The 24,687-nt window shown below is 63.5% G+C and carries 27 protein-coding genes and 2 pseudogenes; 13 read left to right on the plus strand and 16 right to left on the minus strand.

Annotated features, from left to right (window positions below):
• Positions 1-60: 60 nt before the first annotated feature.
• Both NKJ28_RS14650 and NKJ28_RS14655 read left to right on the plus strand, forming a co-directional pair.
• On the plus strand, positions 61-867 hold the full coding sequence (locus tag NKJ28_RS14650; RefSeq protein WP_352575348.1) for an undecaprenyl-diphosphate phosphatase: 807 nt from the start codon (positions 61-63) through the stop codon (positions 865-867).
• Positions 868-961: 94 nt separating this feature from the next.
• Positions 962-2,212, plus strand: a complete 1,251-nt coding sequence (locus tag NKJ28_RS14655) for a flavin-containing monooxygenase (RefSeq protein ID WP_352575346.1) — start codon at positions 962-964, stop codon at positions 2,210-2,212.
• A 75-nt stretch (positions 2,213-2,287) separates the two neighbouring features.
• Here NKJ28_RS14655 and NKJ28_RS33000 read toward each other — a convergent pair.
• The 5 genes and pseudogenes from NKJ28_RS33000 to rsmI form a co-directional block, all read right to left on the minus strand.
• Positions 2,288-2,415, minus strand: a pseudogene (locus tag NKJ28_RS33000) (YraN family protein); the annotation flags it as partial.
• A gap of 99 nt (positions 2,416-2,514) precedes the next feature.
• Positions 2,515-2,751 (minus strand): metallothionein, encoded by a 237-nt coding sequence (locus NKJ28_RS14660; RefSeq protein ID WP_254817997.1) that lies wholly within the window; start codon positions 2,749-2,751, stop codon positions 2,515-2,517.
• 83 nt (positions 2,752-2,834) lie between these two features.
• Positions 2,835-3,803: a complex I NDUFA9 subunit family protein gene (locus tag NKJ28_RS14665; RefSeq protein ID WP_352620850.1), complete on the minus strand. Its 969-nt coding sequence runs from the start codon at positions 3,801-3,803 to the stop codon at positions 2,835-2,837.
• 192 nt (positions 3,804-3,995) lie between these two features.
• Positions 3,996-4,373 carry a YraN family protein gene (locus tag NKJ28_RS14670; RefSeq protein ID WP_023678973.1) on the minus strand — a complete coding sequence of 126 codons (378 nt, stop codon included), beginning with the start codon at positions 4,371-4,373 and terminating at the stop codon, positions 3,996-3,998.
• Positions 4,366-5,292, minus strand: a complete 927-nt coding sequence (rsmI, locus tag NKJ28_RS14675) for a 16S rRNA (cytidine(1402)-2'-O)-methyltransferase (RefSeq protein ID WP_352636216.1) — start codon at positions 5,290-5,292, stop codon at positions 4,366-4,368. The genes NKJ28_RS14670 and rsmI overlap by 8 nt, the downstream gene beginning before the upstream one ends.
• Positions 5,293-5,468: 176 nt before the next feature.
• On the opposite strand from rsmI, the gene NKJ28_RS14680 reads away from it, so the two are divergent.
• Positions 5,469-5,654 (plus strand): hypothetical protein, encoded by a 186-nt coding sequence (locus tag NKJ28_RS14680; RefSeq protein WP_023678975.1) that lies wholly within the window; start codon positions 5,469-5,471, stop codon positions 5,652-5,654.
• Positions 5,655-5,917: 263 nt separating this feature from the next.
• Here the strand turns inward: NKJ28_RS14680 and NKJ28_RS14685 are convergent, their stop codons facing one another.
• The 5 genes from NKJ28_RS14685 to rph are packed head-to-tail and all read right to left on the minus strand — an operon-like array spanning position 5,918 to position 9,227.
• Positions 5,918-6,241: a low molecular weight protein tyrosine phosphatase family protein gene (locus NKJ28_RS14685; protein ID WP_023678977.1), complete on the minus strand. Its 324-nt coding sequence runs from the start codon at positions 6,239-6,241 to the stop codon at positions 5,918-5,920.
• Positions 6,242-6,245: 4 nt separating this feature from the next.
• Complete coding sequence (gene hemW, locus NKJ28_RS14690; protein ID WP_352575340.1) at positions 6,246-7,409, minus strand: radical SAM family heme chaperone HemW; 1,164 nt, start codon at positions 7,407-7,409, stop codon at positions 6,246-6,248.
• Entirely contained in the window at positions 7,406-8,068 is a 663-nt protein-coding gene (rdgB, locus tag NKJ28_RS14695) for an RdgB/HAM1 family non-canonical purine NTP pyrophosphatase (RefSeq protein ID WP_023678979.1), read from the minus strand. Before rdgB ends, hemW begins: the two co-directional genes overlap by 4 nt.
• A complete protein-coding gene (locus NKJ28_RS14700) occupies positions 8,068-8,478 on the minus strand; it encodes a VOC family protein (protein WP_023678980.1) in 411 nt (136 codons plus the stop codon). Before NKJ28_RS14700 ends, rdgB begins: the two co-directional genes overlap by 1 nt.
• A gap of 32 nt (positions 8,479-8,510) precedes the next feature.
• Positions 8,511-9,227, minus strand: a complete 717-nt coding sequence (rph, locus tag NKJ28_RS14705; protein ID WP_023678981.1) for a ribonuclease PH — start codon at positions 9,225-9,227, stop codon at positions 8,511-8,513.
• A 146-nt stretch (positions 9,228-9,373) separates the two neighbouring features.
• Here rph and hrcA point away from each other — a divergent pair, with 146 nt between their 5' ends.
• The 5 genes from hrcA to NKJ28_RS14730 all read left to right on the plus strand — a co-directional run bounded on the left by hrcA (position 9,374) and on the right by NKJ28_RS14730 (position 14,823).
• Positions 9,374-10,486, plus strand: coding sequence for a heat-inducible transcriptional repressor HrcA (gene hrcA, locus NKJ28_RS14710; protein ID WP_502898278.1), 1,113 nt, complete (start codon positions 9,374-9,376; stop codon positions 10,484-10,486).
• 330 nt (positions 10,487-10,816) lie between these two features.
• On the plus strand, positions 10,817-12,172 hold the full coding sequence (locus NKJ28_RS14715; RefSeq protein WP_352636219.1) for a PQQ-dependent sugar dehydrogenase: 1,356 nt from the start codon (positions 10,817-10,819) through the stop codon (positions 12,170-12,172).
• 87 nt (positions 12,173-12,259) lie between these two features.
• Complete coding sequence (locus tag NKJ28_RS14720) at positions 12,260-12,877, plus strand: LysE family translocator (protein WP_352636221.1); 618 nt, start codon at positions 12,260-12,262, stop codon at positions 12,875-12,877.
• Between the two features lie 166 nt (positions 12,878-13,043).
• Positions 13,044-14,024 (plus strand): cysteine synthase A, encoded by a 981-nt coding sequence (cysK, locus tag NKJ28_RS14725; RefSeq protein WP_023678986.1) that lies wholly within the window; start codon positions 13,044-13,046, stop codon positions 14,022-14,024.
• Between the two features lie 175 nt (positions 14,025-14,199).
• Complete coding sequence (locus NKJ28_RS14730; RefSeq protein ID WP_352575452.1) at positions 14,200-14,823, plus strand: glutathione S-transferase family protein; 624 nt, start codon at positions 14,200-14,202, stop codon at positions 14,821-14,823.
• A 15-nt stretch (positions 14,824-14,838) separates the two neighbouring features.
• Here NKJ28_RS14730 and NKJ28_RS14735 read toward each other — a convergent pair whose 3' ends face one another.
• Both NKJ28_RS14735 and NKJ28_RS14740 read right to left on the minus strand, forming a co-directional pair.
• A complete protein-coding gene (locus NKJ28_RS14735) occupies positions 14,839-16,095 on the minus strand; it encodes an RNA polymerase sigma factor (protein ID WP_352591729.1) in 1,257 nt (418 codons plus the stop codon).
• A complete protein-coding gene (locus NKJ28_RS14740) occupies positions 16,095-16,448 on the minus strand; it encodes a YciI family protein (protein ID WP_023718846.1) in 354 nt (117 codons plus the stop codon). Before NKJ28_RS14740 ends, NKJ28_RS14735 begins: the two co-directional genes overlap by 1 nt.
• A 258-nt stretch (positions 16,449-16,706) precedes the next feature.
• On the opposite strand from NKJ28_RS14740, the gene NKJ28_RS14745 reads away from it, so the two are divergent.
• The 3 genes from NKJ28_RS14745 (at position 16,707) to NKJ28_RS14755 (ending at position 20,304) form a co-directional block, all read left to right on the plus strand.
• Positions 16,707-17,666, plus strand: a complete 960-nt coding sequence (locus NKJ28_RS14745) for a TAXI family TRAP transporter solute-binding subunit (RefSeq protein WP_352457892.1) — start codon at positions 16,707-16,709, stop codon at positions 17,664-17,666.
• A gap of 161 nt (positions 17,667-17,827) precedes the next feature.
• Complete coding sequence (locus NKJ28_RS14750; RefSeq protein WP_352591726.1) at positions 17,828-19,924, plus strand: TRAP transporter permease; 2,097 nt, start codon at positions 17,828-17,830, stop codon at positions 19,922-19,924.
• Entirely contained in the window at positions 19,921-20,304 is a 384-nt protein-coding gene (locus NKJ28_RS14755) for a DUF1850 domain-containing protein (RefSeq protein WP_352451865.1), read from the plus strand. Before NKJ28_RS14750 ends, NKJ28_RS14755 begins: the two co-directional genes overlap by 4 nt.
• A 123-nt stretch (positions 20,305-20,427) precedes the next feature.
• On the opposite strand, the pseudogene NKJ28_RS14760 reads toward NKJ28_RS14755, so the two are convergent.
• The 4 genes and pseudogenes from NKJ28_RS14760 to NKJ28_RS14775 all read right to left on the minus strand — a co-directional run.
• A pseudogene (locus tag NKJ28_RS14760) lies at positions 20,428-20,739 on the minus strand (DUF4166 domain-containing protein); the annotation flags it as partial.
• Positions 20,667-21,941, minus strand: coding sequence for a saccharopine dehydrogenase family protein (locus NKJ28_RS14765; RefSeq protein ID WP_352636225.1), 1,275 nt, complete (start codon positions 21,939-21,941; stop codon positions 20,667-20,669). The pseudogene NKJ28_RS14760 and the gene NKJ28_RS14765, both read right to left, overlap by 73 nt.
• 50 nt (positions 21,942-21,991) lie before the next feature.
• Positions 21,992-22,372: a thiol-disulfide oxidoreductase DCC family protein gene (locus tag NKJ28_RS14770; protein WP_245274773.1), complete on the minus strand. Its 381-nt coding sequence runs from the start codon at positions 22,370-22,372 to the stop codon at positions 21,992-21,994.
• Positions 22,373-22,629: 257 nt separating this feature from the next.
• Complete coding sequence (locus NKJ28_RS14775; protein ID WP_023678994.1) at positions 22,630-22,776, minus strand: hypothetical protein; 147 nt, start codon at positions 22,774-22,776, stop codon at positions 22,630-22,632.
• A 407-nt stretch (positions 22,777-23,183) separates the two neighbouring features.
• On the opposite strand from NKJ28_RS14775, the gene NKJ28_RS14780 reads away from it, so the two are divergent.
• Positions 23,184-23,690 carry a YciE/YciF ferroxidase family protein gene (locus NKJ28_RS14780; RefSeq protein ID WP_352451918.1) on the plus strand — a complete coding sequence of 169 codons (507 nt, stop codon included), beginning with the start codon at positions 23,184-23,186 and terminating at the stop codon, positions 23,688-23,690.
• 136 nt (positions 23,691-23,826) lie between these two features.
• Positions 23,827-24,678: a non-homologous end joining protein Ku gene (ku, locus tag NKJ28_RS14785; RefSeq protein WP_352636227.1), complete on the plus strand. Its 852-nt coding sequence runs from the start codon at positions 23,827-23,829 to the stop codon at positions 24,676-24,678.
• Positions 24,679-24,687: the final 9 nt, after the last annotated feature.

Here is a 24,687-nt window from a genome sequence, read left to right on the forward strand (position 1 = left end):
GTTCCGCGCCGTGACAAGCAAGCCCTTTTCTCAAGCCCTCACTCCAACGCCGAGGTTGCCATGGAAAGCCAGACCGTCGTCGAAGCGCTGCTGCTCGGCCTGCTCGAGGGCCTGACCGAGTTCATTCCGGTATCTTCGACCGGTCACATCCTTCTCGCCGGCCATTTCCTCGGCTTTCATTCGACCGGCAAGGCCTTCGAGATCCTGATCCAGCTCGGCGCCATATTGGCGATCCTCAGCGTCTACTTCCGCCGTCTCTGGAAGATGCTGCTCGAGCTACCCTACGATCGGCTGACGCGGCATTTCGTCCTTGGCATTCTCATCGCATTCCTGCCGGCGGCCATTATCGGCGCACTGGCGCATGACTTCATCAAGACGGTGCTGTTCGAATCGCCGCGGCTGATCTGCATCATGCTGATCATCGGCGGTGTCATCCTGCTGCTGGTCGATCGCATGAAGCCGAAGCCGTATTACCACGATGTCGAGCGGTTCCCGACCAGGCTTTATCTGCAGATCGGGCTGTTCCAGTGCTTGTCGCTGATCCCCGGCACGTCGCGCTCGGGTTCGACCATCGTCGGCGCGCTGCTGCTCGGGGTCGACAAACGGGCGGCGGCGGAATTCTCCTTCTTCCTCGCCATACCGACGATGGTCGGCGCCTTCGCCTTCGACCTGTTCAAGAATCGCAATGTGCTGAGCAGCGCCGACCTGCCCATCATCACCGTCGGTTTCGTCGCCGCCTTCGTCACGGCATTGATCGTCGTGCGCTTCCTGCTCGACTACGTCTCGCGCCACGGCTATGCGCTGTTCGGCTGGTGGCGGCTGGTCGTCGGCATCGTCGGGCTGGCGGGGCTGGCAATCTGGGGGTGAGCCGGCGCGGATAGCGCAATCCCAGCCGGAACTCTATTCTTGCCCGAAGCCGAGCCATACGATCTTGTGGACGTATGGTTGGCAGGGGGAATGCATGAGCGAAGTTCTTGACGCCCTCGTTATTGGCGCCGGTCCGGCGGGACTCGGCGTCAGTTACTTCTTGAAACGGCAGGACCGCGACCACCGCGTGCTCGATCGAGGCCGGATCGGCGAGACGTGGCGAACGCAGCGGTGGAACTCGTTTCGACTGAATTCGCCGACCATTCGCTCCATCTTACCCGGTGATTCCTACGAGGGGCCCGAGCCGTGGGGCGCGATAAGCCACCACGAATTTGTCGCGTATCTCGAAGGCTATGCCGAGCGGCACCGCCTGCCGGTAAGCACCCAAACTCCGGTGCAAGAGCTGACGAGAGACGACGGGATCTTTCGCATCACCACGACGGACGGGGCATTTCTGGCGCGCAACGTGGTGATCGCCACCGGCGACCAGAATCGGCAGGTCCGGCCAGCAGGGTCGGCGGATTTGCCAACCGCAATTGGCCAAGTCGATTCCTCGGCTTATCGCAACCCGGCCGAGTTCGAGAGTGGCGCGGTGCTGGTGGTCGGCAGCGGCCAGTCGGGCGGCCAGATCGCCGAGGATCTGGCGTTGGCAGGACGTGTGGTCTTTTTGGCGACCAGCCGCAACGGCCGTTGGGTGCGGCGCTACCGCGGGGGCAACATACTTAAATGGCTGACGCTGTCCGGTTTTCTCGACGTTCCGCGCAAGGAACTCGTCCTCCCTTCCGGCAAGCTGCAGGCCCGCGCGCTGGTCGGCGCGACGCACACGATCAGTTTGCAATCGCTGAGTGCGCAAGGCGTGGTGCTGCTCGGCCGCTTCAGGGGAGTGGAGAATGGCAGCCTCGTCTTCGGCGACGAGCTCGACGACCACATGCGATTTGCCGACGAGGTCTCCGCGAATACCAAGCGCCTGGTCGACGGGTACATTGAGCGCGCCGGCCTCGATGCGCCACTGGCCGAGGATGATCCGGCCGAGACGGTTGACCCGCGCTTGCCCGATCCTCCGATCCGCTCCCTCGACTGGACGGCAAGCGGCATCAGATCAGTGATCTGGTGCACGGGCTTCACCGGCGATTTCTCATGGGTCCGGCTCCCCGGCGCCCTCGATGCAGCCGGCCAGCCCGTCCACGAGGATGGCGTCGGCGCTGTTCCAGGTCTCTTTTTCGCCGGCCTCGATTTCGGATCGACGCGGAAGTCGGGCACCATACCGGCCATTCCAGAGGAGGCGGCCGCCGTCGTGGAGCGACTTGTCCAAGCGGGAGCCGACTTGCCACGGAACGGCGTCTAACCGTCGAACGCGGGTTCTTGAACGTGCAAGAACATGACAGCTCTGGCGCGATCAAGACGACGCACGCTGCCTTTTGTCGAAGCGCACCGACAATTTTCCGTAGTCCATTGGTGCGACAGCCAGAAATCGCGAGCACCTTCGATACGGCGCTCCGATTCGCGGCCGACTGCATCCATTGCCTCCATCAGCGTGCGGCGGCCTTGACCTCGGCTGGTCGTCGTCGTGCTGACAGCACTGGCCATATGGGATGAGCCGGCGCAGTCGTTCGGAATGGTCGACCTGGAGACGCCAAAGGAGGTGCGTCAAGGCGCACGATCGGTCAGCGCGCTCGCGCCTTCCTCCGCGGCGCAATGTGCGCAGCAGTAGATGATGTCATCCTGTTCGACGCCATGTCCGATGATCCGGCATCCGCAATGCGGACACGTCGGAGCAAGTTTCTGGACCGCGCATTCGAAGCTGTCGAATGTGTAGGTCTCGTCGGCCATCGTCACGTTGAAAGCCTTGTCGTAGTCATTCCCGCATTGATCGCATCTGGCCATAGTTCTTCTCCTTCTTTCACTGGCTTCAAGCTCGACCAACCTGTCGCGCGGCGATAGGTTCCCGCCAGGATCAGGGGGCCGTCCTAAGCCGGAGACGAGAGCGAGCCTACGCGACGGCGCTGTTCGATCGCACGGATCACCTCGTCGATATCCCGCGGCTCGATGTCGAGTTCCTTCAGGCCAGGCGCGTCGATTGCTGCCACATTGTCCTGACGCATAAGATCGATCTGGTTGCGCGTTATGGGGGCAGCCGGGAGGAGTTCCGCGACGCCAGCCAAGGCGTTCCATACCGCAAACGGCACCGGCATCAGCTTGACGTGCGTATCGAGCTGTCGGGCGATCTCCCGAAGCAGTTCCTTATAGGTATAGATACGCGGGCCACCGAATTCGAATATGGATGAACCCTGGGTTCGCCCGTCGATCAGCCGGCTCACTGCTTCTGCGACGTCTGCCACATAGACCGGCTGAAGCCGTGTGCCACCATCGCCGAACAGCGGATAGACCGGCAGGAGGCGTATCATCCTCACAATGGTCGTGAGGAAAGCGTCGTCAGGTCCTGTCATGACGGCGGGACGCACAATGAAAGCGCCGGGAAATGCGCTTTCCACGGCACCTTCTCCGCGCCCACGCGCCCTTATGTAATTCGAATCCGATTGAGGATCGGAGCCGATCCCTGAAATCTGGACGAACTGGTCGATCTCGCGGTCGCGCGACGCGGCAGCGAGATCGGCCGCGGCTTTCACATGCACGCGTTCAAAGGTCTGGACGCCCTGCTCGACGTAAAGACTGACGGCATTCACGACCGCCTGTGATCCGGTAATGGCCGACCCGATCGAGGACGCATCCAATATATCCGCCTCGACTGCTTCGGGCATCCTTGTAACCGAGGAAAAGACCAGGGCCACGCGAGCCGGATGGCGAGATGCGGCGCGCACCGTGAAACCTCTTTCCAGGAGCCGCTTCACGATCCTGCGCCCGAGAAAGCCAGTTCCGCCGAACACGGTGACGATCCGTTCCGGGTTGAGATCGTCGGGATCCATTTGCCTCGCCATCCCTTTGTCCTCGCATAGCTGCCACGCGGACTGCCCTGGCCGGCATTTGAACCAGCCCGTCGAACATCAGGACGATTGGGGAACAACGCAGGAACGCTTTTGTTCCAGTCAGCGCTGGGCGGATGCTTGACAGATCGGCAAACCATGATCTGAACCGCAGGCGCAGCAAAACGGCCCCACGTCGAGAATGGCCTAGTTTCGCCCGTAAAACACATTCTCGACATGCACCGGCCAGCGCCACGGCAGCACCGCCACCATGTCGAAGCGCACCGATAATTTTCCGTAGTCGGATTGGCGCGACAGCCAGAAATCGGCGGCGCCTTCGATGCGGTGCTCCGATTCGCGACCGACGGCTTCCATTGCCTCCATCAGCGTGCGGCGCGCCTTGACCTCGACGATCAGCACCAGATCGCCACGCCGCGCGATCAGGTCGATCTCGCCGAACCTGGTGCGGTGGCGGCGGGCCAGAATTCGGTAGCCTTTCAGCATCAGCGCCGCCGCCGCCAGCCATTCGCCGTGATGGCCGCGCCGGTAGGCCTTTTGCCGGCTGGCGCTCGGCCGTTCAGCCATCGCCGTCTCCGCCGGTCCCGTCTCTTCCGGCATTCTTGAGGTCGAGCAGCCGACGATAGAGCGTCTGCTTCTGGCCACCCGTCATCTTGGCGGCTTCCGCCGCTGCCTTGGAGGCCGGCATCTCGGCGGCGAGCGAAAGCAGCAGCCGGTCGATGTCTTCAGGCTCATCAGCGACAACATCCGCCAGGCCGACGCAGATGACGATTTCGCCTTTCGGCGTATCAGCTGCGGCGTAATGGCTGGCGAGCGACTGCAGGGTGCCGGTCCGCATCTCCTCGAAGGTCTTGGTCAGCTCGCGGCCGATGGCTGCCTTGCGGGCAACGCCCAGCACCTCGACCATGGCGCTGAGCGTCTCGGCCAGCCGGCGCGGCGATTCGAAGAAGATCAACGTTGCCGGCACCGCCTTCAGCGCTTCCAGCCGCGTCAGCCGCTGCCCGGTCTTCACCGGCAGGAAGCCGGCAAACAGAAACGCGTCCGAGGGCAGGCCGGATGCCGTCAAAGCGGCAAGTGCTGCTGATGGGCCGGGGATCGGCACGACACGAATGCCGCGTTCCAGCGCCTCACCGACCAGCCGGTAGCCGGGGTCGGAGATGAGCGGCGTGCCGGCAGCCGAGATCAGCGCTCCGCTTTGGCCGGCCAGCAGCGCCGCGATCAGCTTCGGTCCGGCCTCGCCGGCATTGTGCTCGTGGTAGGCGGTGGTGCGGCGGCGGATGCCGTAGCGGTCGAGCAGCACGCGGCTGACACGTGTGTCCTCGCAAGCGACGATATCGGCGGCGGCGAGCGTTTCCAGCGCGCGCAGCGTGATGTCGGCGAGATTGCCGATAGGCGTCGCCACCAGGTAGAGCGCCGGCTCGAGCGGCCGGGCGGCGATTTCGGTCTGCCCGACCACATAACTGCGTTTGGCCGATTCGCCGGTCACCTGCACAACTCCGTTCGACCCTGTTTGGCACGGCTCACGCTTGGTTGCAAAAGCCTGGGTTGCAAAGGCCCTGGTTCCAAAAGGGATGCCGACGTGAACCGGCCGCCATGCCTTCGCCACAGTAGGGAACGAAACCGTTGCCGGCGAATTTTACCCCTGATCTCGGGAGGAGCAGGATGAACAGCCTGACGATACAGGACGTTTTCGAACCCTACTATGCCGGCCGCAAACGCTTCGCCGCGCCATGCGACAAGAGCCTGCCTGCCGAAGCCGCAGATGGCAGAGCCAAGAAGCCGCTTGCACGCCAGCGATCGGCAGAGAGCAAGCCCGCAAACGAAACCGACCGCACGATGGAGCACTGACCGGACGATGCCCAATCGCTTCGACATTTTCATCACCCGCCTCGAAACAAAAAGCGCCCGCGATGGCGCAGCGTCACATTCCACAGACGACCAGCACCATGCCTCACGCGACAAAAGCGAGATCAAGCCGGCCCGTTCCGGAGAGACCAGCGAAAAAGATCGCGCCAAACACCGCCACAAGCGCGAGGCTTGACCCCGCAAACCTTAGCGATCGGTCGAGACAGTTCTCGAAGCGCGGTTGCGAATGCTCCGCGATGTATCATTCAACCCAGATACTTCGAGACACGCGCCTCCAGCAGGCCCACCAGAGCCGGGTCCATGAATGCATAGTCGTCGGGAATATCGAGGCAGATTACTCGAGCCTTTTTCAGGCTTGTCTTGAATTTCTGCTGCAGTTTGGCGCGGTGCGTTTTTTCCATCACGAAGATGATGTCGGCCCAGGCGACGAGTTCATGCGTCAACGGTATGTCGGCATCGTGATTAGTGCCGGCCGAAGCGACCTCGATGTCCCGCCGCTTGGAAAACACCTGCTCCGCCGTCGGGCTGCGCAAGCGATTCTGGCTGCAGATGAAGAGAACGTTCTTCAACGTGCTATCTGGCCAAATCCGCCACGACCGCATCGAGCACGATCATGCCGGCCGGCGTGGCGCGCAGGCGGGCATTGCCGATCGGCGCCACCAGGCCTTCGTCCTGCAGCACCGACAGCCGTGCCGTCGACAGGCCGCGCCCTGAAAATGCCTCGTAGCGGGAAAGGTCGATGCCTTCCGCCAGCCTCAGCCCCATCAGCAGGAACTCGTCGGCCTCTTCCGACCGCGTCAGGACCTCGCCGCCGGTAACGCCATGACCCTTGGCCTCGACCAGATTGGCCCAGGTCTCCGGCATTTTCTCGGCGATCGTCACCACGCGGCGGCCATTTTCGACGAACCGGCCATGCGCGCCGGGACCGACGCCGACATATTCGCCATAACGCCAATAGGTGAGATTGTGCCGGCTTTCGGCGCCGGGCCTGGCGTGGTTGGAAATCTCGTAGGCCGGCAGTCCGCGCGCGGTGGTGATCTCCTGTGTCAACGCGTAGAGATCGGCGGCAAGCTCATTGTCTGGAATGATGAATTTCCTTGCCGCATGCAGTGCATGGAACGGCGTGCCTTCCTCGATGGTCAGCTGATAGAGCGACAGATGGTCTGCGGCGTGGCCGATCGCCTGCTCGAGCTCCGTCTGCCACGCTTTAAGCGTCTGGCCCGGCCGCGCGTAGATCAGGTCGAACGACAGCCGTGGGAATATCTCGCGCGCCAGGCCGATCGCATGCAGGGCCTCATCGACATTGTGCAAACGGCCGAGGAAGCGCAGATCCTTGTCGTGCAGCGCCTGCACGCCAAGCGATACCCGGTTGACGCCGGCCGCGCGATAGCCGCGAAAGCGCTCGGCCTCGACCGAGGAAGGATTGGCCTCCAGCGTCACCTCGATGCCATCAGGCACCGTCCAGTTCTTCGCCACTGCATCCAGCACCGCCGCCACGGTCTGCGGCTTCATCAGCGATGGCGTGCCGCCGCCAAGAAAGATGCTGGTCACCTCGCGCGGTCCGGTGCGGCCGCGCATCGTCGCCAGCTCGGTCTCGAAGGCGCGGGCAAAACGCTCCTGGTCGACCGGCTGGTGGCGGACATGGCTGTTGAAGTCGCAATACGGGCATTTGGCCGCGCAGAACGGCCAGTGGACGTAGACGCCGAAACCAGGCCTGCGGTCGAGCAGCATGGTCATACGCCGGCCAATCGGGCTTGCGCGAATTTCTGGAAGGCGCGGGCACGGTGCGACAATGTGGTTGGCTGGCCGGGCTTCCAGCCATGCTTTTCCTTCGCGCTCATCTCGCCGAAGGTCTTTTCGAACCCGTTGGGCAAGAACACCGGATCGTAGCCGAAGCCGAGCTCGCCGCGCGGTGGCCATACCAGCGTGCCCTCGACCTCACCGCGAAAATATTCCGCCTGGCCATCGGGAAAGGCCAGGCAGATGACCGCGACAAAGCGGCCCTTGCGCTGGGCAGGCGTGATCGCGCCAACTTCTTGCAAGGCCACTTCCGTGCGCTGCATGGCCATGCCGAAGTCGCGGGAGCCGTCCGGCGTCTCAGCCCAGTTGGCGGTGTAGACGCCGGGTGCGCCGTCGAGCGCATCGACACACAGGCCGGAATCGTCCGACAGCGCCGGCAGTCCAGTGGCCTTGGCGGCGGCCAAGGCTTTTATGAGGGCGTTCTGCTCGAAAGTGGTGCCGGTCTCGTCCGGCTCCGGCAAGCCGTATTCCTTTGCGGACTTCGCTTCTATGCCGAATGGCGCCATCAGATCGGCGAATTCCCGCAATTTACCGGCATTATGGCTGGCGACGACGATCTTATGCCCGTCAAGCGAATGGACAGTTGGCGAATGCATCAGATGCCCCAGATTCTTGGCTCGGCGAATTCGATCGAATTGCCCGACGGGTCGCGAATATAGATCGAGCGGCCGCCCTGCGGCCATTCGAACTCGCTTTCGATGGCAATTTTCTTCGCCTCAAGATGCGCTTTCCAGCGTGGGATTTCATCCGCGCTTGCGGCGAAGCAAAGATGGCCCTGGCCGACCGCGCCATGCGGCGGTACTTTGAGCTTGGCGTCGGCCGGCGGCGGCACTTTGGTCGCCTCGGCATTGAACATAAGCAGCACGCTGTCGCCGCAGCGGAAGAAGAGATGCCTGCCATCGACCTTGCCGAGCAGATCGAGCCCGAGCACGCCCGAATAGAACCGTTCCGCGGCAGCAAGGTCCGTCACGTAGAGTGCTGATTCCAGGATTGCAGAAGGGGTCACAGGATCGCCAATCTCATCAATATTGACCGCAGCTAAGCCACCGCCATTTGCTGCAAGCTGACCAGGCGCTGAATACCTTTCTTGGCGAGCCCCATCAGCGCCGCGAACTGCTCTTCCGAGAACGGCTCGCCCTCGGCCGTGCCTTGGATCTCGACGATGCCGCCCTTGCCGGTCATGACGAAATTGGCGTCGGTGCCGGCCGAGGAATCCTCGATATAGTCGAGGTCGATGACCGGCTGGCCATCATGGATGCCGCAGGAGATCGCCGCAACGTGATCCTTCAGCACCTTGCCCAGGCTCGCCATCTGGCGGGTTTCCATCCAGCGCAGGCAGTCGTAGAGCGCCACCCAGCCGCCGGTGATCGAAGCGGTGCGCGTGCCGCCGTCGGCCTGGATCACGTCGCAGTCGACGGTGATCTGCTGCTCGCCGAGCGCCTGCAGATCGACCACGGCGCGCAGGGAGCGGCCGATCAGCCGCTGGATTTCCAGCGTGCGGCCGCCTTGTTTGCCGGCCGAAGCCTCGCGGCGCATGCGCTCGCCGGTCGAACGCGGCAGCATGCCGTATTCCGCCGTCACCCAGCCCTTGCCGGAGTTGCGCATCCAGCCCGGCACCTTTTCCTCCAGGCTGGCCGTACACAGCACATGCGTGTCGCCGAACTTCACCAGGCACGAGCCTTCCGCATGCTTGGAGACGCCGCGCTCGAAGGAGATGGGGCGCATTTCGTCGAATTGGCGTTTGGAAGGGCGCATTCAGGCTTCTTTCTTTCTTCGGAATCTTGGCCGGGGAATCTTGGCCGGCTTGTAGCCGCACGGGGCGTGAGGCGCAAAGGAAAATGGACCGGTTGCGCCGACACCGCGGAAGTCTATATCTTCGGGGCGGAGGTTTTTGGCTCGAAATGACAAAGGCAGTCGATCCCGGTTTGCAGTCGCACGTGCTCCCGTCGCACGCGCTGCAATCGCCCGCGCTTCAATCGCTCGACATGCGTTCGCGCGACATCTTCCGGCGCATCGTCGATTCCTATTTGAGGGATGGCGAGCCGGTCGGTTCGCGCAGCCTGTCGCGCATCCTGCCGTCGTCGCTGTCGCCGGCCACCATCCGCAACGTGATGAGCGACCTTGAGCATCTCGGCCTGATCTATGCGCCGCACATTTCGGCTGGCCGGCTGCCGACCCAGGCAGGCCTGCGCTTCTTCGTCGATGCTTTCATGGAACTTGGTGACCTCTCCGACGAGGAGCGCCGCACCATCGAGGCCCAGGTGCGCGCCTCCGGCTCGGGCGCGACGCTGGAGCATATGCTGACCGAGGCCAGCCAGATGCTGTCCGGCATGTCGCGCGGCGCCGGCCTCGTGCTCGCCGCCAAGAATGAGGTGGCGCTTAAGCACATCGAATTCATCCAGCTAGAGCCGACCAAGGCGCTGGCCGTGCTGGTCTCGCAGAGCGGCGACGTCGAAAATCGCGTCATCGATCTGCCCGCCGGCATCACCATCTCGCAATTGCACGAAGCCTCCAACTTCCTCAACGCCCATATCCGCGGTCGCACCCTGGCCGAGGCGCGGGTCGAGATCGCCCGCATCAAGGAAGAGACCAGGGCAGCCCTCGACACGCTGTCGCAGGATCTGGTCGAGAAGGGCCTGGCGGTCTGGGCAGGCGCTGAAAGCGGCGTGCCTGGGCGGCTTATCGTGCGCGGCCGCGCCAATCTCCTGGAAAACGTCACTGCCCAGGCCGACATAGAATTGCTGCGGCATCTGTTTGAGGATCTGGAGACGCAGGATGGGCTGATCCAGCTTCTCGACCTCGCCGAGGCAGGCCCAGGCGTGCGCATATTCATCGGTTCGGAAAACAAGCTGTTTTCGCTGTCTGGCTCCTCGCTGGTGGTGGCACCCTATCGCGACAAGGACGCGCGCGTCGTCGGTGCGCTCGGCGTCATCGGGCCGACGCGGCTGAATTATGCGCGCATAGTACCGATGGTCGACTATACCGCGCAGCTGATTTCGCGCATGCTGAGCTAGGAGCCGCCGCGGGCCTGCCGCAAGGAGGAGAAAAGAATGGCGCTGGAATCGTTCAAGGCCCAGATCAGTCTGCTGCTCGAAGAAATGATCAACCAGCCAGAGCGCCTCGACGACGACTTTTACGCCTAGCGCGACCAGATCGGCCGGCAGCGGCAAACCCATCGCCCGCATCTCTTGCAGCTTCTCGCGCAACTGCTCTTGCACCTCGTGCTGATCCTCTCGGGCAACTGAACGGGTTCGGCTTCAAATCCTCGTGTGCTGGACGGCCGCTTGGAACGATCAATACTTGATGCCGTTTGCCCTGTTCGAGGCGAATCCCGGAGGACGTTGATGATCCGATCTGGCGGCTTTGCGGCCGTTGCCGCTGCCCTCCTTGTTGCGACACCGGCAGCCGCCCAGCAGGCGGACCAGAATGTGCTCAAAGGCGAAGTCGCGTTTGGCGATTGGCACGCCGACAGGCCTGGCGTCCGACGCCTGATTGGGCCGCGAGACATGCCGGCAGCCGACCCCGCCCAATCCGCTTCGAACGGCGCCGGCGTGGCGGAACGGCCCGAAAGCGCCAAGCCAGAATTGCCGTCGGGCTTTTCGGCTGAAATGATCGCATCCGGCATCGTCAATCCACGTGTCGTGCGCGTCGCTCCGAATGGCGACCTGTTTGTTGCCAACAGCCATGCCGACCAAATACGCGTCTATCGTCTCGCCGAGGGCAGCGCCAAGCCCATCGAGAAAGCGATCTTCGCCAAGGGGCTCAATTATCCCTACGGCATCGCCTTCTATCCGCCAGGAGACAAACCGCAATGGGTTTATGTCGCCAACAGCGACAGCATCGTCCGCTTCCCCTATCGCGATGGCGACCTGAAGACATCCGGCAAACCAGAAACCATTGTCGCCCAAATCCCGTCGGGTGGTCACACGACCCGCGACATCGCCTTCTCGCAGGACGGCAAAACGCTTTATTTGTCGGTTGGCTCCGCCTCGAACGTCGCCGAGGATATAGGCAAGGAGCCGGATAGCGGCCTCGACGCCTGGACCAAATCAAAGCCGCTCGGGGCGGCCTGGGGCTCCGAGGACGGCCGTGCCGATGTGCTCGCCTTTGACCCGGATGGGAAAAATCCCCGAACTGTCGCCACCGGCCTGCGCAACTGTACGGGCATGACCGTGCAGCCCGCCACCGGCGCATTGTGGTGCGTCGTCAATGAGCGCGACGAACTCGGCGACAATGTGCCGTTCGAATTTGCAACAGCGGTCAAGCACGGCGGATTCTATGGTTGGCCTTGGTACTACATTGGCAATAACGAGGATCCGCGCCATCAGGGCGAGCGGCCAGACCTCGCCGGCAAGGCCACTGTCCCCGATGTATTGATGCAGGCGCATTCGGCGCCGATGAATATAGCCTTCTACGACGGCAAGAACTTCCCGGCGGATTATCAGGGTGACGCCTTCGTCGCCATGCATGGTTCGTGGAACCGTGGCGCCAGGACCGGCTACAAGGTGGTGAGACTCAAATTCAGGGATGGCAAGCCGACCGGCGAATATGAGGACTTCATGACCGGCTTCGTCATCTCGAACGACGCCGTCTGGGGCCGCCCGGTCGGTGTCGCGATGGCCAAGGACGGCTCGCTGATCGTCACCGAGGACGGTAATGGCACCATCTGGCGCGTTACCTACGAAGACGGCCGCTCCTGAACGGCGGTGTCGCCTGCTGCGCTGGCGCAATCGAATCCGGGCCGAGGGAATTCACCCAACTTCAACATTGTGCGACAAGCGCGAATCATGACACTCACCGGGTTTCTCGCCTATAGTGCCGCCCTCGGCATCGCCGCAGCCATCCCCGGCCCCGGCGTCACCGCGCTCGTTGCGCGTGCGCTGGGTTCCGGCTTCCGCTCGTCGCTGGCCATGTCGTTCGGGCTGATGCTCGGCGACCTGACCTATCTCACTGCCGTGGTGCTCGGCCTGGCTTTCGTCGCACAAACTTTCGGCATGGTCTTCCTGGCCATCAAATGGCTGGGCGTCGCCTACCTCGCCTTTCTTGGCTGGCGTTTCTGGACGAGCGGCATCACGCCGGAGACGGTGGAGGCGAAGAAAGGCAAGGGCGGCTTGGCATCCAGCTTTATAGCCGGCCTTGCCGTCACGCTCGGCAATCCGAAGACGATGATCTTCTATCTTGCCATCACCCCGACCATCGTCGATCTGAAGACGATCACGCTGGCCGATTACGGCATCCTCGTCGCGCTCACCATCGTCGTCCTGCTCGTGGTGCTGGTGCCCTATCTGGCGCTGGCGGCCAAGGCGCGCTGGTTCCTGAAGTCGCCGCGGGCGCTGAGGGTACTCAACCGCACCGCCGCGGGCTTCATGGTCGGTGCGGCGGCGGCAATTGCCGCCCGCCAATAGATCTCCTTCGCCAATCCGCCCAAGGATTGCCACGCCTTGCAAGGGCGGGGGTACTCAGCACGAACTTCACTCGGATATTTTTCGATCGACAGCCTATCTTGCGCGGCGGATGGCTCTATCCTAGGCCCCGCCCGACTCTTGCCGCTTGACCTCTGGGAGGAAATCAATGAACAAGCCCGCCACCCCCGCACACGTGCCCGGCCGCGGCCGCATCTACAATTCGATCACCGAGACGATCGGCGACACGCCGCTGGTGCGGCTTGATAAATTCGCCAGGGAGAAGGGTGTCGTCGCCAATCTGCTGGCCAAGCTCGAATTCTTCAACCCGATCGCCTCGGTCAAGGACCGCATCGGCGTGTCGATGATCGAGGCATTGGAGGCTTCGGGCAGGATTACGCCCGGCAAGACCACCCTGATCGAGCCGACCTCGGGCAATACCGGCATCGCGCTCGCCTTTGCCGCCGCTGCCAAGGGCTACAAGCTGATCCTGACCATGCCGGAAACCATGTCCGTCGAACGCCGCAAGATGCTGGCTCTGCTCGGTGCCGAACTGGTGCTGACCGAAGGGCCGAAAGGCATGAAGGGCGCCATCGCCAAGGCGGACGAGCTGGCGGCAACGCTGCCCGACGCTGTCATTCCGCAGCAATTCGAAAACCCGGCCAATCCGGAAATCCATCGCCGCACCACGGCCGAGGAAATCTGGAACGACACCCATGGCGAAGTCGATATCTTCGTTGCCGGCATCGGGACCGGCGGCACCATCACCGGCGTCGGCCAGGTGCTGAAGAAGCGTAAGCCCTCGGTGCATGTCGTCGCCGTCGAACCGGAAGCCTCGCCGGTGCTGTCGGGCGGCCAGCCAGGCCCGCACAAGATCCAGGGCATTGGCGCCGGCTTCGCGCCAAAAATCCTCGACACGACGATCTATGACGAGATCGTCAAGGTCTCGAACGAGGATTCGGTTGCCAATGCACGGCTCGTCGCTCGGCTCGAAGGTGTGCCGGTCGGCATCTCGTCGGGTGCCGCCCTGCAAGCGGCGATCGTCGTCGGCTCGCGGGCCGAGAACAAGGGCAAGAACCTCGTCGTCGTCATCCCCTCTTTCGCCGAGCGCTATCTCTCGACGATCCTGTTCGAGGGATTGGGCGCTTAGACACGAGCGTTTTTGACCGGTCAGTAGCGATCCTTCGCGATGCCCTCCGACATCAAATACTCTGTATCACGCGTCGGCGTGGACCGCTGAAAAACCACCTGTGGCGGGCGTCGTTCGCTTGAGCGGCGGGTCCCTTCCGTATCAAATCGTCGCTGCCCGGCAGGTGGAGGACTTCATGTACAAGCTCTATACGCGTGCCAATACCGGCGGCTTTGTCATCGAGGCGGCGCTCGCTTTGGCGGGCGTGCCTTTCGACCAGATCGACGTTCCGAAGGGCCGACCCGACCAGGCCTTTTTAGATATCAGCCCCTTGAACCAGGTGCCGGTCCTGATCTTGCCGGACGGACGCTCGATGACCGAATCGGCGGCGATCTGCATCCTGCTGGCCGAGCGCCACCCGGAAGCAGGACTGGCGCCCGCAGCAAGTTCGGCTGACCGTGCCGACTTCCTGCGCTGGATGTTTTTCATGTCCTCCGTCATCTATTCGGCTGACCTGCGGTTCTTCTACGCTCATCGCTACACGACCGATCCCCGCGGCGTGGACGCTGTCAAACGGGCGGCGGTCTCGGAAATGGATCGCAGCTTCGCCATTCTCGATGCCGCCCTCGCAGGCCATGACTGGCTGGCCGGCGACCGGCTCTCGCTGGCCGACATCTATCTCGTCATGTTGGTGGCCTGGCATCCGGAGGTCGCGAAGGTTCCAACCGCTTGGCCGAATATCGAACGCCTGTGGGCCAATTTGCGGGAACATCGAGTGATAAAGAGGCTAAATGCTTCCCACGACATGTGGCCGGCCTAAGCACTCCGCCTTGTCTCAGTGTCTTTCCGCGTGGCCGAGCCATGCCCGTCGTTCCTGCAGGAACCGGCGCACGGCCGGATCGCGTTCGAGGCCGATAGCCCGGTCATAGGCCTCGCTCGCTTGCGGAACTTTGCCGAGTCTGGCCAGCAGGCCCGCGCGGGCGGCCCAGTAAGGTTGATAGTCATACAGCCGCTTGTCGCCGCTGAGTTGATCAAGCGCGCCCAATCCTGCTGAAGCACCTTCGGCCTCGGCAATCGCCACCGCACGGTTGATCGACACCACCGGCGAGCCGGCAATCACCGACAGCGCGTCGTAGAGCTCCTTGATCGCGACCCAGTCGGTACAACCGGTCAGCCGCCGTGTCGTATGGGCGGATTGCACGGCGGCCTCGAGCTGGTAGCGGCCGACAACACCCTCGGCGGCCGCGCGCCCGAGCAGCGCCTCCGCTTCATCGATCAGGGTGTCGTCCCACAATGCAAGATCCTGCTCGGCCAGCGGCACATAGTCACCCGCCGCATTGCGCCGGGCTGCACGCCGCGCCTCGGCGAACAGCATCAGCGCCAGCAGGCCGAGTGCTTCCGGCTCATCCGGCATCAGCGAGGCGATCAGACGGCCGAGCCAGATGCCTTCGGTCGCGAGATTGCGGCGCCGCGTTTCGGTGCCGGCCGGGTCGGACCAACCTTCGGCAAACGCCGCGTAGATCGCTTCCAGAACGGTGCCCAGCCGCTCGCCGAGCTCGGCCCGCTCCGGCACGCGGAACGGAATGCCTGTCTCGCGAATTCGCGTCTTGGCGCGCACCAGCCGCTGGCTCATCGTGGCTGGCGAGACAAGAAAAGCCGAGGCGATGGTCGCTGCGTCGAAGCCCAGGACCGTCTGCAGGATCAGCGGTGCTCGCACGCCGGCCTCAATCGCGGGATGGGCGCAGGCAAACATGAGCCTGAGCCGCTCGTCCGGCAGGTCTTCCTCGGCCATGCGCGCCTCCATCTCCTCGGCGATCAGTCTCAGGTGGTCGCGGCCCGCCTCGCGTGTCAGCCGCCGTCTGACCGCGTCGACGCGGCGCTTGCGTGCCACCGCCAGCAGCCAGGCTTCCGGCTTGTCGGGCACGCCCGCCTGTGGCCAACGCTCGAGCGCCGCTGCAAAGGCATCGGCCAATGCGTCCTCGGCAGCGGCCACGTCGCGCGTGCGTGCGGCGAGATAGGCGACCAGCTTGCCGTAGCTTTGCCGGGCGGCCGCTTCCGCCGCCGCCCGCGCAGTATCGGGCAATTCCGGCATCACATGGTGAGTTCCCAGATCGGCCGCACCTCTACCGTGCCGGTGCTGGCGCCCGGGCAGCGCGCCGCCCAGGCAATGGCGGCGTCGACGTCCTCCGCTTCGATCATATAGAAGCCGGCAAGCTGCTCCTTGGTGTCGGCATAGGGGCCGTCGAGCACGTTGGTCTTGCCATTGGCCATCCGCACCGAGGTAGCGGATTGCGTCGGCTTCAGCCGGTCGCCGGCGAGCCAGGCGCCGGATTTCTTCAACGCTTCGGTGTAGGCGACGTACGCGCTCGACATCTGTGTCACCGCATCTGCTGGCGCGGCTGCCATCCCCGCTTCGTTTCCATAGATCAAAAGCATGTATCGCATGGTCTTCTCCCGTTTCTCGAAGGCCGCATCGTTGCGAGCCGGACTTATGTCGCGCGGCCCTGCCGGATTTCGACAAGCGCTGGAAAAATCTTTCTGCCGCGATGCGACCTCGCGCAAGCGCCAACGTGTTGCGGCACTGCTTAGCCGTTCGTCTAATCGCTGCTATTGCGGGTTGGCATTTCCCGCCCGCTGTCTAAACTCGCTTCGCTTCGTGCCGCCGAGGAGGGCACGGCGGCGAATTTTCAGGGAGGAAATCGCATGCTCAATTTCAGGACGAAATTTGTTGCAGCCGGCGTGCTGGCGCTGTCCCTTGGCCTTGGCGCGGTATCGGTCAAGGCACAGGAATTCATCAACGTGCTGACCGGCGGCACGTCCGGCGTCTACTATCCGCTCGGCGTCGCGCTGTCGGAAATCTACGGCAAGGGCATCGAAGGCGCGCGCACCCAGGTGCAGGCGACGAAAGCGTCGGTCGAAAACCTCAACCTGCTGCAGCAGGGCAAGGGCGAGATCGCCTTTGCGCTCGGCGATTCCGTCAAGCTGGCCGCCGAAGGCAATACCGAAGCAGGCTTCCCAGGCAAGCTCGACAAGCTGCGCGGCATTGCCGCCATCTATCCCAATTACATCCAGATCGTCGCCAGCAAGGAATCCGGCATCAAGACGCTCGCCGATCTCAAGGGCAAGAGCCTTTCGGTCGGCGCGCCGGCCTCAGGCACCGAGCTCAACGCCCGCACGATATTTGCCGCTGCCGGGCTGAAATACGAAGACCTCGGGCGGATCGAATATCTGCCCTTCGCCGAATCGGTGGAGCTGATCAAGAACCGCCAGCTCGACGCCACGCTGCAGTCGGCTGGCCTTGGGGTCGCGTCGATCCGTGACCTCGCCACCTCAGTGCCGGTAAACATCGTTGCCGTGCCGGCGGAGGACGTCGCCAAGATCGGCTCGCCCTATCTTTCCGTGGTCATCCCCAAGGGCACCTACGAGGGCCAGACCGAGGATGTTGCGACCGCCGCCGTCGGCAATTTCCTGATCACCAGCGCCGATGTCTCCGACGAGACCGCCTATCAGATGACGAAACTGCTGTTCGAGCATCTCGACCAGCTCACCGCTGCCCACGCCGCCGCCAAGGCGATCGACCCGGCCAAGGCGCTCGACGGCATGCCGGTGCCGCTGCATCCAGGCGCCGAGAGGTATTACAAGGAAAAGGGATTGGTGAAGTAAGGAGCCATCCCTCCCCCTTGAGGAGAAGGTGAACAGCTGCCGAAGGCGAATGGACGGGTAGGGTCGGTTGAGGTCGCGCACTGCCGCACCGACCCCACCCGCCTCGCTTCGCTCGGCACCCTCCCCTCGAGGAGGGGACCGCCCCGCCAGGAACCCCGCTAATGACCGTAACCCCGACCGCTCTTTCCCCCACAGCGGAAGCTCCTGTCGAAGGATTGCCGCCTGGCTTCGGCGAAGGCATCGCCGGCAAGGCGGCTTTTTTTATCGCCATCGCCTTCTCCATCTTCCAAATCTACATCGCCGTCTATGGCAGCCTGCCGAGCCAGGTTATACGCGCCATGCATGTCGGCTTCCTGCTGCTGCTCGGCTTTGTCCTAATCGCCAATCTGCGCGCCAAAAGCGTCCCGGCGAAAGCAGTGTTCTGGACGCTCGGCCTGCTTGGTTTCGCCACCGGTCTGTACAATTGGGTGTTCTATGCCGACCTCATCCGCCGCTCCGGCTTTCTCACCACGCCTGACCTGATCGTCGGCGCGGTGCTGGTCGTGCTGGTCTTCGAGGCGGCGCGGCGGTTAATGGGGCTGCCGCTCGCCGTCATTGCCTTCATCTTTCTCGCCTACGCATTTGCCGGCAATCATCTGCCGCCGCCGTTCATCCATCGCGGCTATGATTTCGCCCAGCTCGTCGACACCTTCGCCTATGGCACCGAAGGCATCTACGGCACGCCGATCTATGTCTCGGCCGCCTACATCTTCATCTTCGTCGTTTTCGCCGCCTTTCTTGAGCGCGCCGGCATGATCGCGCTGTTCAACGATTTTGCGCTTGGCCTGGTCGGCTCATGGCGCGGCGGCCCGGCGCAAGTCTGCGTGCTGTCCTCGGCGCTGATGGGCACCATTTCCGGCTCCGGCGTCGCCAATGTGGTGGCCAGCGGCCAGTTCACCATCCCGCTGATGAAGCGCTTCGGTTTCCGCTCGGCTTTCGCCGGCGCCGTCGAGGCGACCTCGTCGATGGGCGGCCAGATCATGCCGCCGGTGATGGGAGCGGTTGCCTTTATCATGGCCGAGACCCTGAACATCCCCTATGCCGCGGTGGTCAAGGCGGCGATCATTCCGGCGCTGCTCTATTTCGGCGCCTGTTTCTGGCAGGTGCACCTGGAAGCCGGCAAGGCCGGCCTGCACGGCATGGCCAAGGCCGACCTGCCCAATCCGTGGGATGCGGTCAGACAACATTGGCCGCTGGTACTGCCTCTCGCAGCACTGATCTACCTGCTGTTTGCCGGCTACACACCGGTGTTCGCCGGCACCATGGGCCTGGCGTTGACCATTGTGCTTATCCTCGGCACGCCGCTGGCAGCATCGATCGGGCCGCTCGCCTTCCGCATCGTCTTCTGGCTGGCGCTCGGGCTTGCCGCGGCTTCCTTCATGAAATTCGGCGTCAACATCCTCAGCCTGGTCATCGCCGTGCTGGTCGCCGCCTGCCTCACCTTCAAGGGCGGGCGCGAGACGCTGCGCATATGCGTGGATTCCCTTGCCGAAGGAGCAAAGAACGCGCTGCCGGTCGGCATTGCCTGCGCCATTGTCGGCATCGTCATCGGCACGTTGACGCTTACCGGCATCGCCTCGACCTTCATCGGCTGGATCATCTCCATCGGCGAGAACAATCTGTTCCTGTCGCTGTTGCTGACCATGCTCACCTGCCTGGTGCTCGGCATGGGTATCCCGACCATCCCTAACTACATCATCACCTCGTCGTTGGCCGGGCCGGCATTGCTCTCGCTCGGCGTGCCGCTGGTGGTCAGCCACATGTTCGTCTTCTATTTCGGCATCATGGCCGACCTCACTCCGCCGGTGGCGCTGGCCGCCTTCGCCGCCGCGCCAATGGCCAAGGAGAGCGGCCTCAAGATCGGCATCCAGGCCACCAAGCTTGCCGTCGCCGGCTTCGTCGTGCCGTTCATGGCGGTCTACACCCCGGCGCTGATGTTGCAGGACCCCGGCCCGATCGCCGCCCAGTTCGGCTATCCCGTCGAGGTCGTCTATATCGTTGCCAAGGCCTGCATGGGCATCGTCCTGTGGGGCGCCGCGGCCGTCGGATTTCTCGCCCGGCGCATGGCCTGGTGGGAACGCCTCGTCGCCTTCGCCGCCGGCGTGCTGCTGGTTGCGGCGCTGCCGCTCACCGACGAGGCGGGCTGGGCGCTGTCCCTTGCCTGGATCGGCTGGCACTGCTGGCGCGCGCGGCAGGCTTCGCTGGCTAATTCAGCATGAGTCTCTGCATCGTCGCGGCCGGCAAGACGGTGACGCTCGCGGTCGCTGCCTTCACGCTCTCCTGGGTGCATTCGGTGGAGAAGACCCAGTGGCAGGAAGACTGGAAGGTGCTGCCGTCCGGCCTGCAGCTCGTCGAGGCCCGCATCAAGGGATCGGGCGCCGGGATGGAGCCGCCGCAAGGCTCGGTGCTGAGAAACGGCTGGTGGGTCTATGCGCCCAAGGTCGGGCCACAGCGGCGCCTCGCGCTCGCCGCCTCGGGCGCCACGGGTCAGGGCTGGACGCTGTGCACGGCGCAGGACTGTCGCGAACTGGCCAAGCTGGCAGGCGGCACGATCTCGCTGGAGCCGTGCGGGCCGGAGGGCTCCAGCCAGCCGCGGTAGCGGGCGATCATGCCGGCAAGCGGATGCGAGATCTCGACATGGAAGCGGAAGCGGCCATTTCACCGTTTCGTAGGAAGTCGAGCGTGGACCGAGCCACATCGGAAGCGGCAGGCCAAAAAAACTCCAGCGGCGCAAGACCAGCGCCAGCCGGCCGTCTTCGGCAACCAGCGCCATCGCGAAGGTCAGCGGGCCGAAGCGTTCGCACAGCAAGCGCTGCGATCGACCCCGGCCTGCGGACTGTAGGCTCGAAAAACTGTGCTTGCCGAATGTCCGGGTCCAGGTCTCGCCGTCCTTGTCGGTGTCGAAGCGGACATGAACCGGGATGTCCTCGCTTGCCCCGGGGAAGCCGACCGTCCAGGCCATTAGCCGGCCAAGAACATTGCGCCCGCGTTCGACGCGCGCGCGGCCTGCGGCCGTGATCGTACGGTCATGCATTGACCGAATTGCCTCGGGAAGGCCTTGCCAGGCGGCACCGAGCAGCTCGGCATAAAGCGGCTTGTCCTCGTCCGCCGCCCCGTTCCTGAAGCCGGTGTAGATTGTCCGCCCGGCGAACAGGGCTTCATAATCCCGGAGCTCCAAATCGCGCACCCCCGCCGTGCGCCCGGCGCGGGCTGATGTCCGGCCAGCGCTTTGCGGGCCAGTGCTTCGACCGCCATCGACGGGATCAGCGGCCCGTCATTGCCCTCGGCCAAGAGATGCCACGAGCGCTTGACGATGGCGCCCGCCCGGTCCGATCCCTCCACCTCGACGAACATGCCGCCGCGATGCTCGCCCCAGCGCAGCCGGTTCGTTGCCTGATGCATCAGCGGCGCCAGTGACGAAAGCGAACCGATCAATCCGGCGCGCACCAGCCAGGCGAGGCCGATCAGGGCGCGGTGCAGCACCTCGGGTACCGGCCCGGCTCCCATCCAGATGGTCCTCGCCTCCGGCCAAAGCGCGGCCAAGGCGCGCAGGTCCGGAACGTCGACCAGAGAAAACAGCGCGTTTCGAAGCGGCAGCCGGCCCGGCGGCGCGATAGTGTAGCGCAGCTGCTCGGTAAACGGACGGCCTTGTTCGGGACGGCCATTGCGAACAAGCCGCACCGGCCGACCGGCATAACCGGCGATAGCCCGGATGACGTTCCCGCCGACGCCGGCAAAGGGCGAAGGCGCGATGCCGCCGCGAATGCCGTCGACCCGCGTCAGGTCCGAAGACAGGCGACGCACCACCGCCGCCGTCAGCACCGGAAAGCTCGAGACGCCGGACAGCACGAAGACGCCGGCGTTTCGCGCCGCCTCGTCGAACGCAGAGACACCGGCGACGAAATCCGAGCCGTCGGCTAGATCGAGATAGTTGATGCGCCGGGCGATGCAGGCCTCGATCAGGCGATAGCGTCCCTCGCCATAGGCCTGGAACGGACCGCTCGCGTCGACTACAATATCAGGCTCAAATGCAGCGAGTTGCGCGGCGAGATCGCCGTCACGGTCGAACAGTGCCGGCACCAGCTGGGCTGCTGTCGGGGCGCGCTTCTTGCAATACGCGTCAGCCTTGGCGAGCGAGCGCCCGGCGACAAAGAGGATCAGATGCGGTTCGCCCTCCAAAAGCTCGACGGTGCGACCGCCAAAGGTGCCATAGCCGCCGACGACAAGAACCTTCATCCGCAGTTCCCCCAAAAATGCCCCGCCCGCTCCCGGCCACGGCAACGAACCTAGCCGATCAATCTTGCCCTCACCTCGGCGGAAGGGATTTCGCAATTGTCCTTCTTGCCGAACAGGGCGTAGCGGTTCTTTGCGATGCGGTCGTAGAGCCAGTCGCGAAGCGGGCGCGGCAACAGCAGCAGGATCCGCGCCGCCCGCCACGGCCAGCCGAGTTCGGCCATGACGGCAACGAAACTGTCCAGGCGGGTGAAAGCCGCGCCATCGACGATGACGAGATTGGTCTCGTAGCGATCCGTCCGCAGCCCGTATTTCTTGAACAGCATCTCGCCGAAGGGCGACTGCGCCGTTACGAAATGAAAGCGGCCCTTGCGGTCGAGCTTCACCACCATGCGCACAAAGCCCGAGCACAACACGCAAATACCGTCGAACACGATCAACGGGCGACTTGATTCGAATTCTGGCGGCTCAGGAGAATGGTTCGGCTTGACGATCACGTGACGCCCGGCAGCTGGTGTCAGGCGACACTAGGCCTGCCGGCGGCTGGATCAAAGCCCGGAATGCTGAAGGCTTGGCGTTGTCGCACGCCGTCTTCCGGTCAGCGCAGGGCGCTCGGCGCGATAAGTCGTTGACCGATTGTCGGCGTCGGGCCGGCAGATACGGCTGTCGTGACGGTTCTCCATGCTCATCATCAGCGCACGCTGATCCCAAGCGTGTTGCCACGGCGCGCGCAGGCGGGGCCTGGGCCGCGCATATAATAGCGCTCAGGCCGATAGGTCGGCGCGACGAATTCGCGGATGGCGGCGGCATAGCCGGCGATTTGATTCCAGAAGCTCATTTTACTCGGTCCCTGTCCCGTTTCGGATGTCCCTTCCGAATTGCGGGGATCATAGCGTCCAGGCGTGAATAGTCGGTGAACGCGATGTTAATCTCTGGTCGAAAATGCCTTTGTTCATGGCTGGAATGCGGCTGATTCGCGGTGTTTCCATGCAGTCCGTCGGCATTTCGTCCAGTGTGACTTTTGCATCACATATGTTTCGCCTGAATGTCGCAGAGGCGCGGTTTTGTTTCAGGTTTTGCCGGACCGCGAAATTTCCGTGCACGCGGCCGGAAAACCAGGAACCGGCCCGTCAGCCGCACGTTGATTTCCCAGTGCCGGGACGAACCGGCTCCGCAGGCTGCGGTGCTCGGGTGGGCCGCAGCCAAAAAATCCGAAACTGCAAGAGCAATGGAAAGGCAAAGGCCATGGGTTTCTTTTCGAAGGATATCAAAACCCTCGACGACCTCTTCGTGCACACGCTGCGCGACATCTATTACGCTGAAAAACAGATCGAGAAATCGCTGCCGAAGATGATCGACAAGGCGAGTGATGCGCAGCTGAAAGCCGGCTTTGAGAAACATCTCGCTCAGACCAAGGGTCATATCCAGCGTGTCGAGCAGGTGTTCGAACTGCACGGCGTGAAGGCCAAGCAGGTCGACTGCCCGGCCATCGACGGCATTCTCGAAGAAGCCGACGACGTCAGCGGCGACATCGCCGACAAGGAGGTCCTCGACGCTGCGCTGATCGCCTCCGCCCAGGCGGTCGAGCATTATGAGATGACCCGTTACGGCACCCTGATTGCTTGGGCCAAGCAACTGGGCCGCAGCGACTGCGCCAATGTGTTGGCCAACAACCTCAAGGAGGAGCAGGCAACCGACCGCAAGCTTACCGAGATAGCGGAAAGCAAGGTCAACCTGCAAGCCGCCGAGTAGGGCAGTGAGCGAGAACAAGGCAAGGCTGGGTTGAAAGCTCGGACTTGCCTTTTGCGCCGCCGGAACCGGAACGGACTTTGCCCGTTCTCGGTTGAACGCCGTTATCGGTTGAACATTGTCGCGCAGGGAGTTTGTCATGGCGCCGCGCCCGGCCTGGAGAGGGTATCTCAAGCTTTCGCTGGTCACTTGCGCCGTCGAACTGACCAATGTCGTCACCCAGGCCGAGAAAGTCTCGTTCCGCGTGCTCAACCGCAAGACCGGCAATACCGTCAAGCGCGTCTATGTCGATTCGGCAAGCGGCAAGCCGCTCGATGAAGGCGACGAGATCAAGGGCTACGAGATCGGCGACGGCGACTTCGTCCAAATCGAGGAGGAGGAGATCGAAGCCGTGCAGATCGAATCCTCGCATACGATGAGCCTCGATGGTTTCATCGAAAAATCCTCGATCCAGCAGATCTATCTCGATGCGCCCTATTATGTGACGCCTGCGGACGAGGTCTCGGAAGAGGCCTTCGCCGTCATCCGCGACGCCATGGCCGCCAAGAAGACGGCGGGGCTAGCCCGCATTGTGCTCTATCGCCGCGAACGTCCGGTGGTCATTGAGCCGTTGGGCAAGGGTCTGCTGCTGACGACCCTGCGCTATGGCGATACGGTTCGCAGGCCCGAGATGGTGTTCGGCGACATCAAGCCGGTGAAGACCGACGCCGAGATGATCAGGCTGGCCGAACACATCGTCGATGACAAACAGGCGAAGTTCGATCCTTCCGAATTCGAGGACAAATACGACAACGCCCTGATCGAGCTGGTCCGCGCCAAGAAGGCCGGCAAGAAGGCACCGAAGACCAAGGCGGAACCACGGCCCTCCAACGTCGTCAACCTCTTCGATGCGCTGAAGAAGAGCCTTTCGTCGGAAGCCGGTGCGCCGGCAAAGACCGGACGCCCGGCAAAAGGCGCCAAGTCCAAAGCCGCCCGGCGCAAATCTGCTTAGGATCCGCCC

Source organism: Mesorhizobium sp. M0145 (genome assembly GCF_040322355.1).
Classification (GTDB): Bacteria; Pseudomonadota; Alphaproteobacteria; order Rhizobiales; family Rhizobiaceae; genus Mesorhizobium.

What these genes read in the sequence shown, in the direction of transcription:
- NKJ28_RS14650 (WP_352575348.1), top strand. Translation starts at nt 61, where the DNA reads ATGGAAAGCCAGACCGTCGTCGAAGCGCTGCTGCTCGGCCTGCTCGAG.
- NKJ28_RS14655 (WP_352575346.1), top strand. Translation starts at nt 962, where the DNA reads ATGAGCGAAGTTCTTGACGCCCTCGTTATTGGCGCCGGTCCGGCGGGA.
- NKJ28_RS14660 (WP_254817997.1), bottom strand. Translation starts at nt 2,751, where the DNA reads ATGGCCAGATGCGATCAATGCGGGAATGACTACGACAAGGCTTTCAAC.
- NKJ28_RS14665 (WP_352620850.1), bottom strand. Translation starts at nt 3,803, where the DNA reads ATGGCGAGGCAAATGGATCCCGACGATCTCAACCCGGAACGGATCGTC.
- NKJ28_RS14670 (WP_023678973.1), bottom strand. Translation starts at nt 4,373, where the DNA reads ATGGCTGAACGGCCGAGCGCCAGCCGGCAAAAGGCCTACCGGCGCGGC.
- NKJ28_RS14680 (WP_023678975.1), top strand. Translation starts at nt 5,469, where the DNA reads ATGAACAGCCTGACGATACAGGACGTTTTCGAACCCTACTATGCCGGC.
- hemW (WP_352575340.1), bottom strand. Translation starts at nt 7,409, where the DNA reads ATGACCATGCTGCTCGACCGCAGGCCTGGTTTCGGCGTCTACGTCCAC.
- rdgB (WP_023678979.1), bottom strand. Translation starts at nt 8,068, where the DNA reads ATGCATTCGCCAACTGTCCATTCGCTTGACGGGCATAAGATCGTCGTC.
- rph (WP_023678981.1), bottom strand. Translation starts at nt 9,227, where the DNA reads ATGCGCCCTTCCAAACGCCAATTCGACGAAATGCGCCCCATCTCCTTC.
- hrcA (WP_502898278.1), top strand. Translation starts at nt 9,374, where the DNA reads ATGACAAAGGCAGTCGATCCCGGTTTGCAGTCGCACGTGCTCCCGTCG.
- NKJ28_RS14715 (WP_352636219.1), top strand. Translation starts at nt 10,817, where the DNA reads ATGATCCGATCTGGCGGCTTTGCGGCCGTTGCCGCTGCCCTCCTTGTT.
- NKJ28_RS14720 (WP_352636221.1), top strand. Translation starts at nt 12,260, where the DNA reads ATGACACTCACCGGGTTTCTCGCCTATAGTGCCGCCCTCGGCATCGCC.
- cysK (WP_023678986.1), top strand. Translation starts at nt 13,044, where the DNA reads ATGAACAAGCCCGCCACCCCCGCACACGTGCCCGGCCGCGGCCGCATC.
- NKJ28_RS14730 (WP_352575452.1), top strand. Translation starts at nt 14,200, where the DNA reads ATGTACAAGCTCTATACGCGTGCCAATACCGGCGGCTTTGTCATCGAG.
- NKJ28_RS14735 (WP_352591729.1), bottom strand. Translation starts at nt 16,095, where the DNA reads ATGCCGGAATTGCCCGATACTGCGCGGGCGGCGGCGGAAGCGGCCGCC.
- NKJ28_RS14740 (WP_023718846.1), bottom strand. Translation starts at nt 16,448, where the DNA reads ATGCGATACATGCTTTTGATCTATGGAAACGAAGCGGGGATGGCAGCC.
- NKJ28_RS14745 (WP_352457892.1), top strand. Translation starts at nt 16,707, where the DNA reads ATGCTCAATTTCAGGACGAAATTTGTTGCAGCCGGCGTGCTGGCGCTG.
- NKJ28_RS14750 (WP_352591726.1), top strand. Translation starts at nt 17,828, where the DNA reads ATGACCGTAACCCCGACCGCTCTTTCCCCCACAGCGGAAGCTCCTGTC.
- NKJ28_RS14755 (WP_352451865.1), top strand. Translation starts at nt 19,921, where the DNA reads ATGAGTCTCTGCATCGTCGCGGCCGGCAAGACGGTGACGCTCGCGGTC.
- NKJ28_RS14765 (WP_352636225.1), bottom strand. Translation starts at nt 21,941, where the DNA reads ATGAAGGTTCTTGTCGTCGGCGGCTATGGCACCTTTGGCGGTCGCACC.
- NKJ28_RS14775 (WP_023678994.1), bottom strand. Translation starts at nt 22,776, where the DNA reads ATGAGCTTCTGGAATCAAATCGCCGGCTATGCCGCCGCCATCCGCGAA.
- NKJ28_RS14780 (WP_352451918.1), top strand. Translation starts at nt 23,184, where the DNA reads ATGGGTTTCTTTTCGAAGGATATCAAAACCCTCGACGACCTCTTCGTG.
- ku (WP_352636227.1), top strand. Translation starts at nt 23,827, where the DNA reads ATGGCGCCGCGCCCGGCCTGGAGAGGGTATCTCAAGCTTTCGCTGGTC.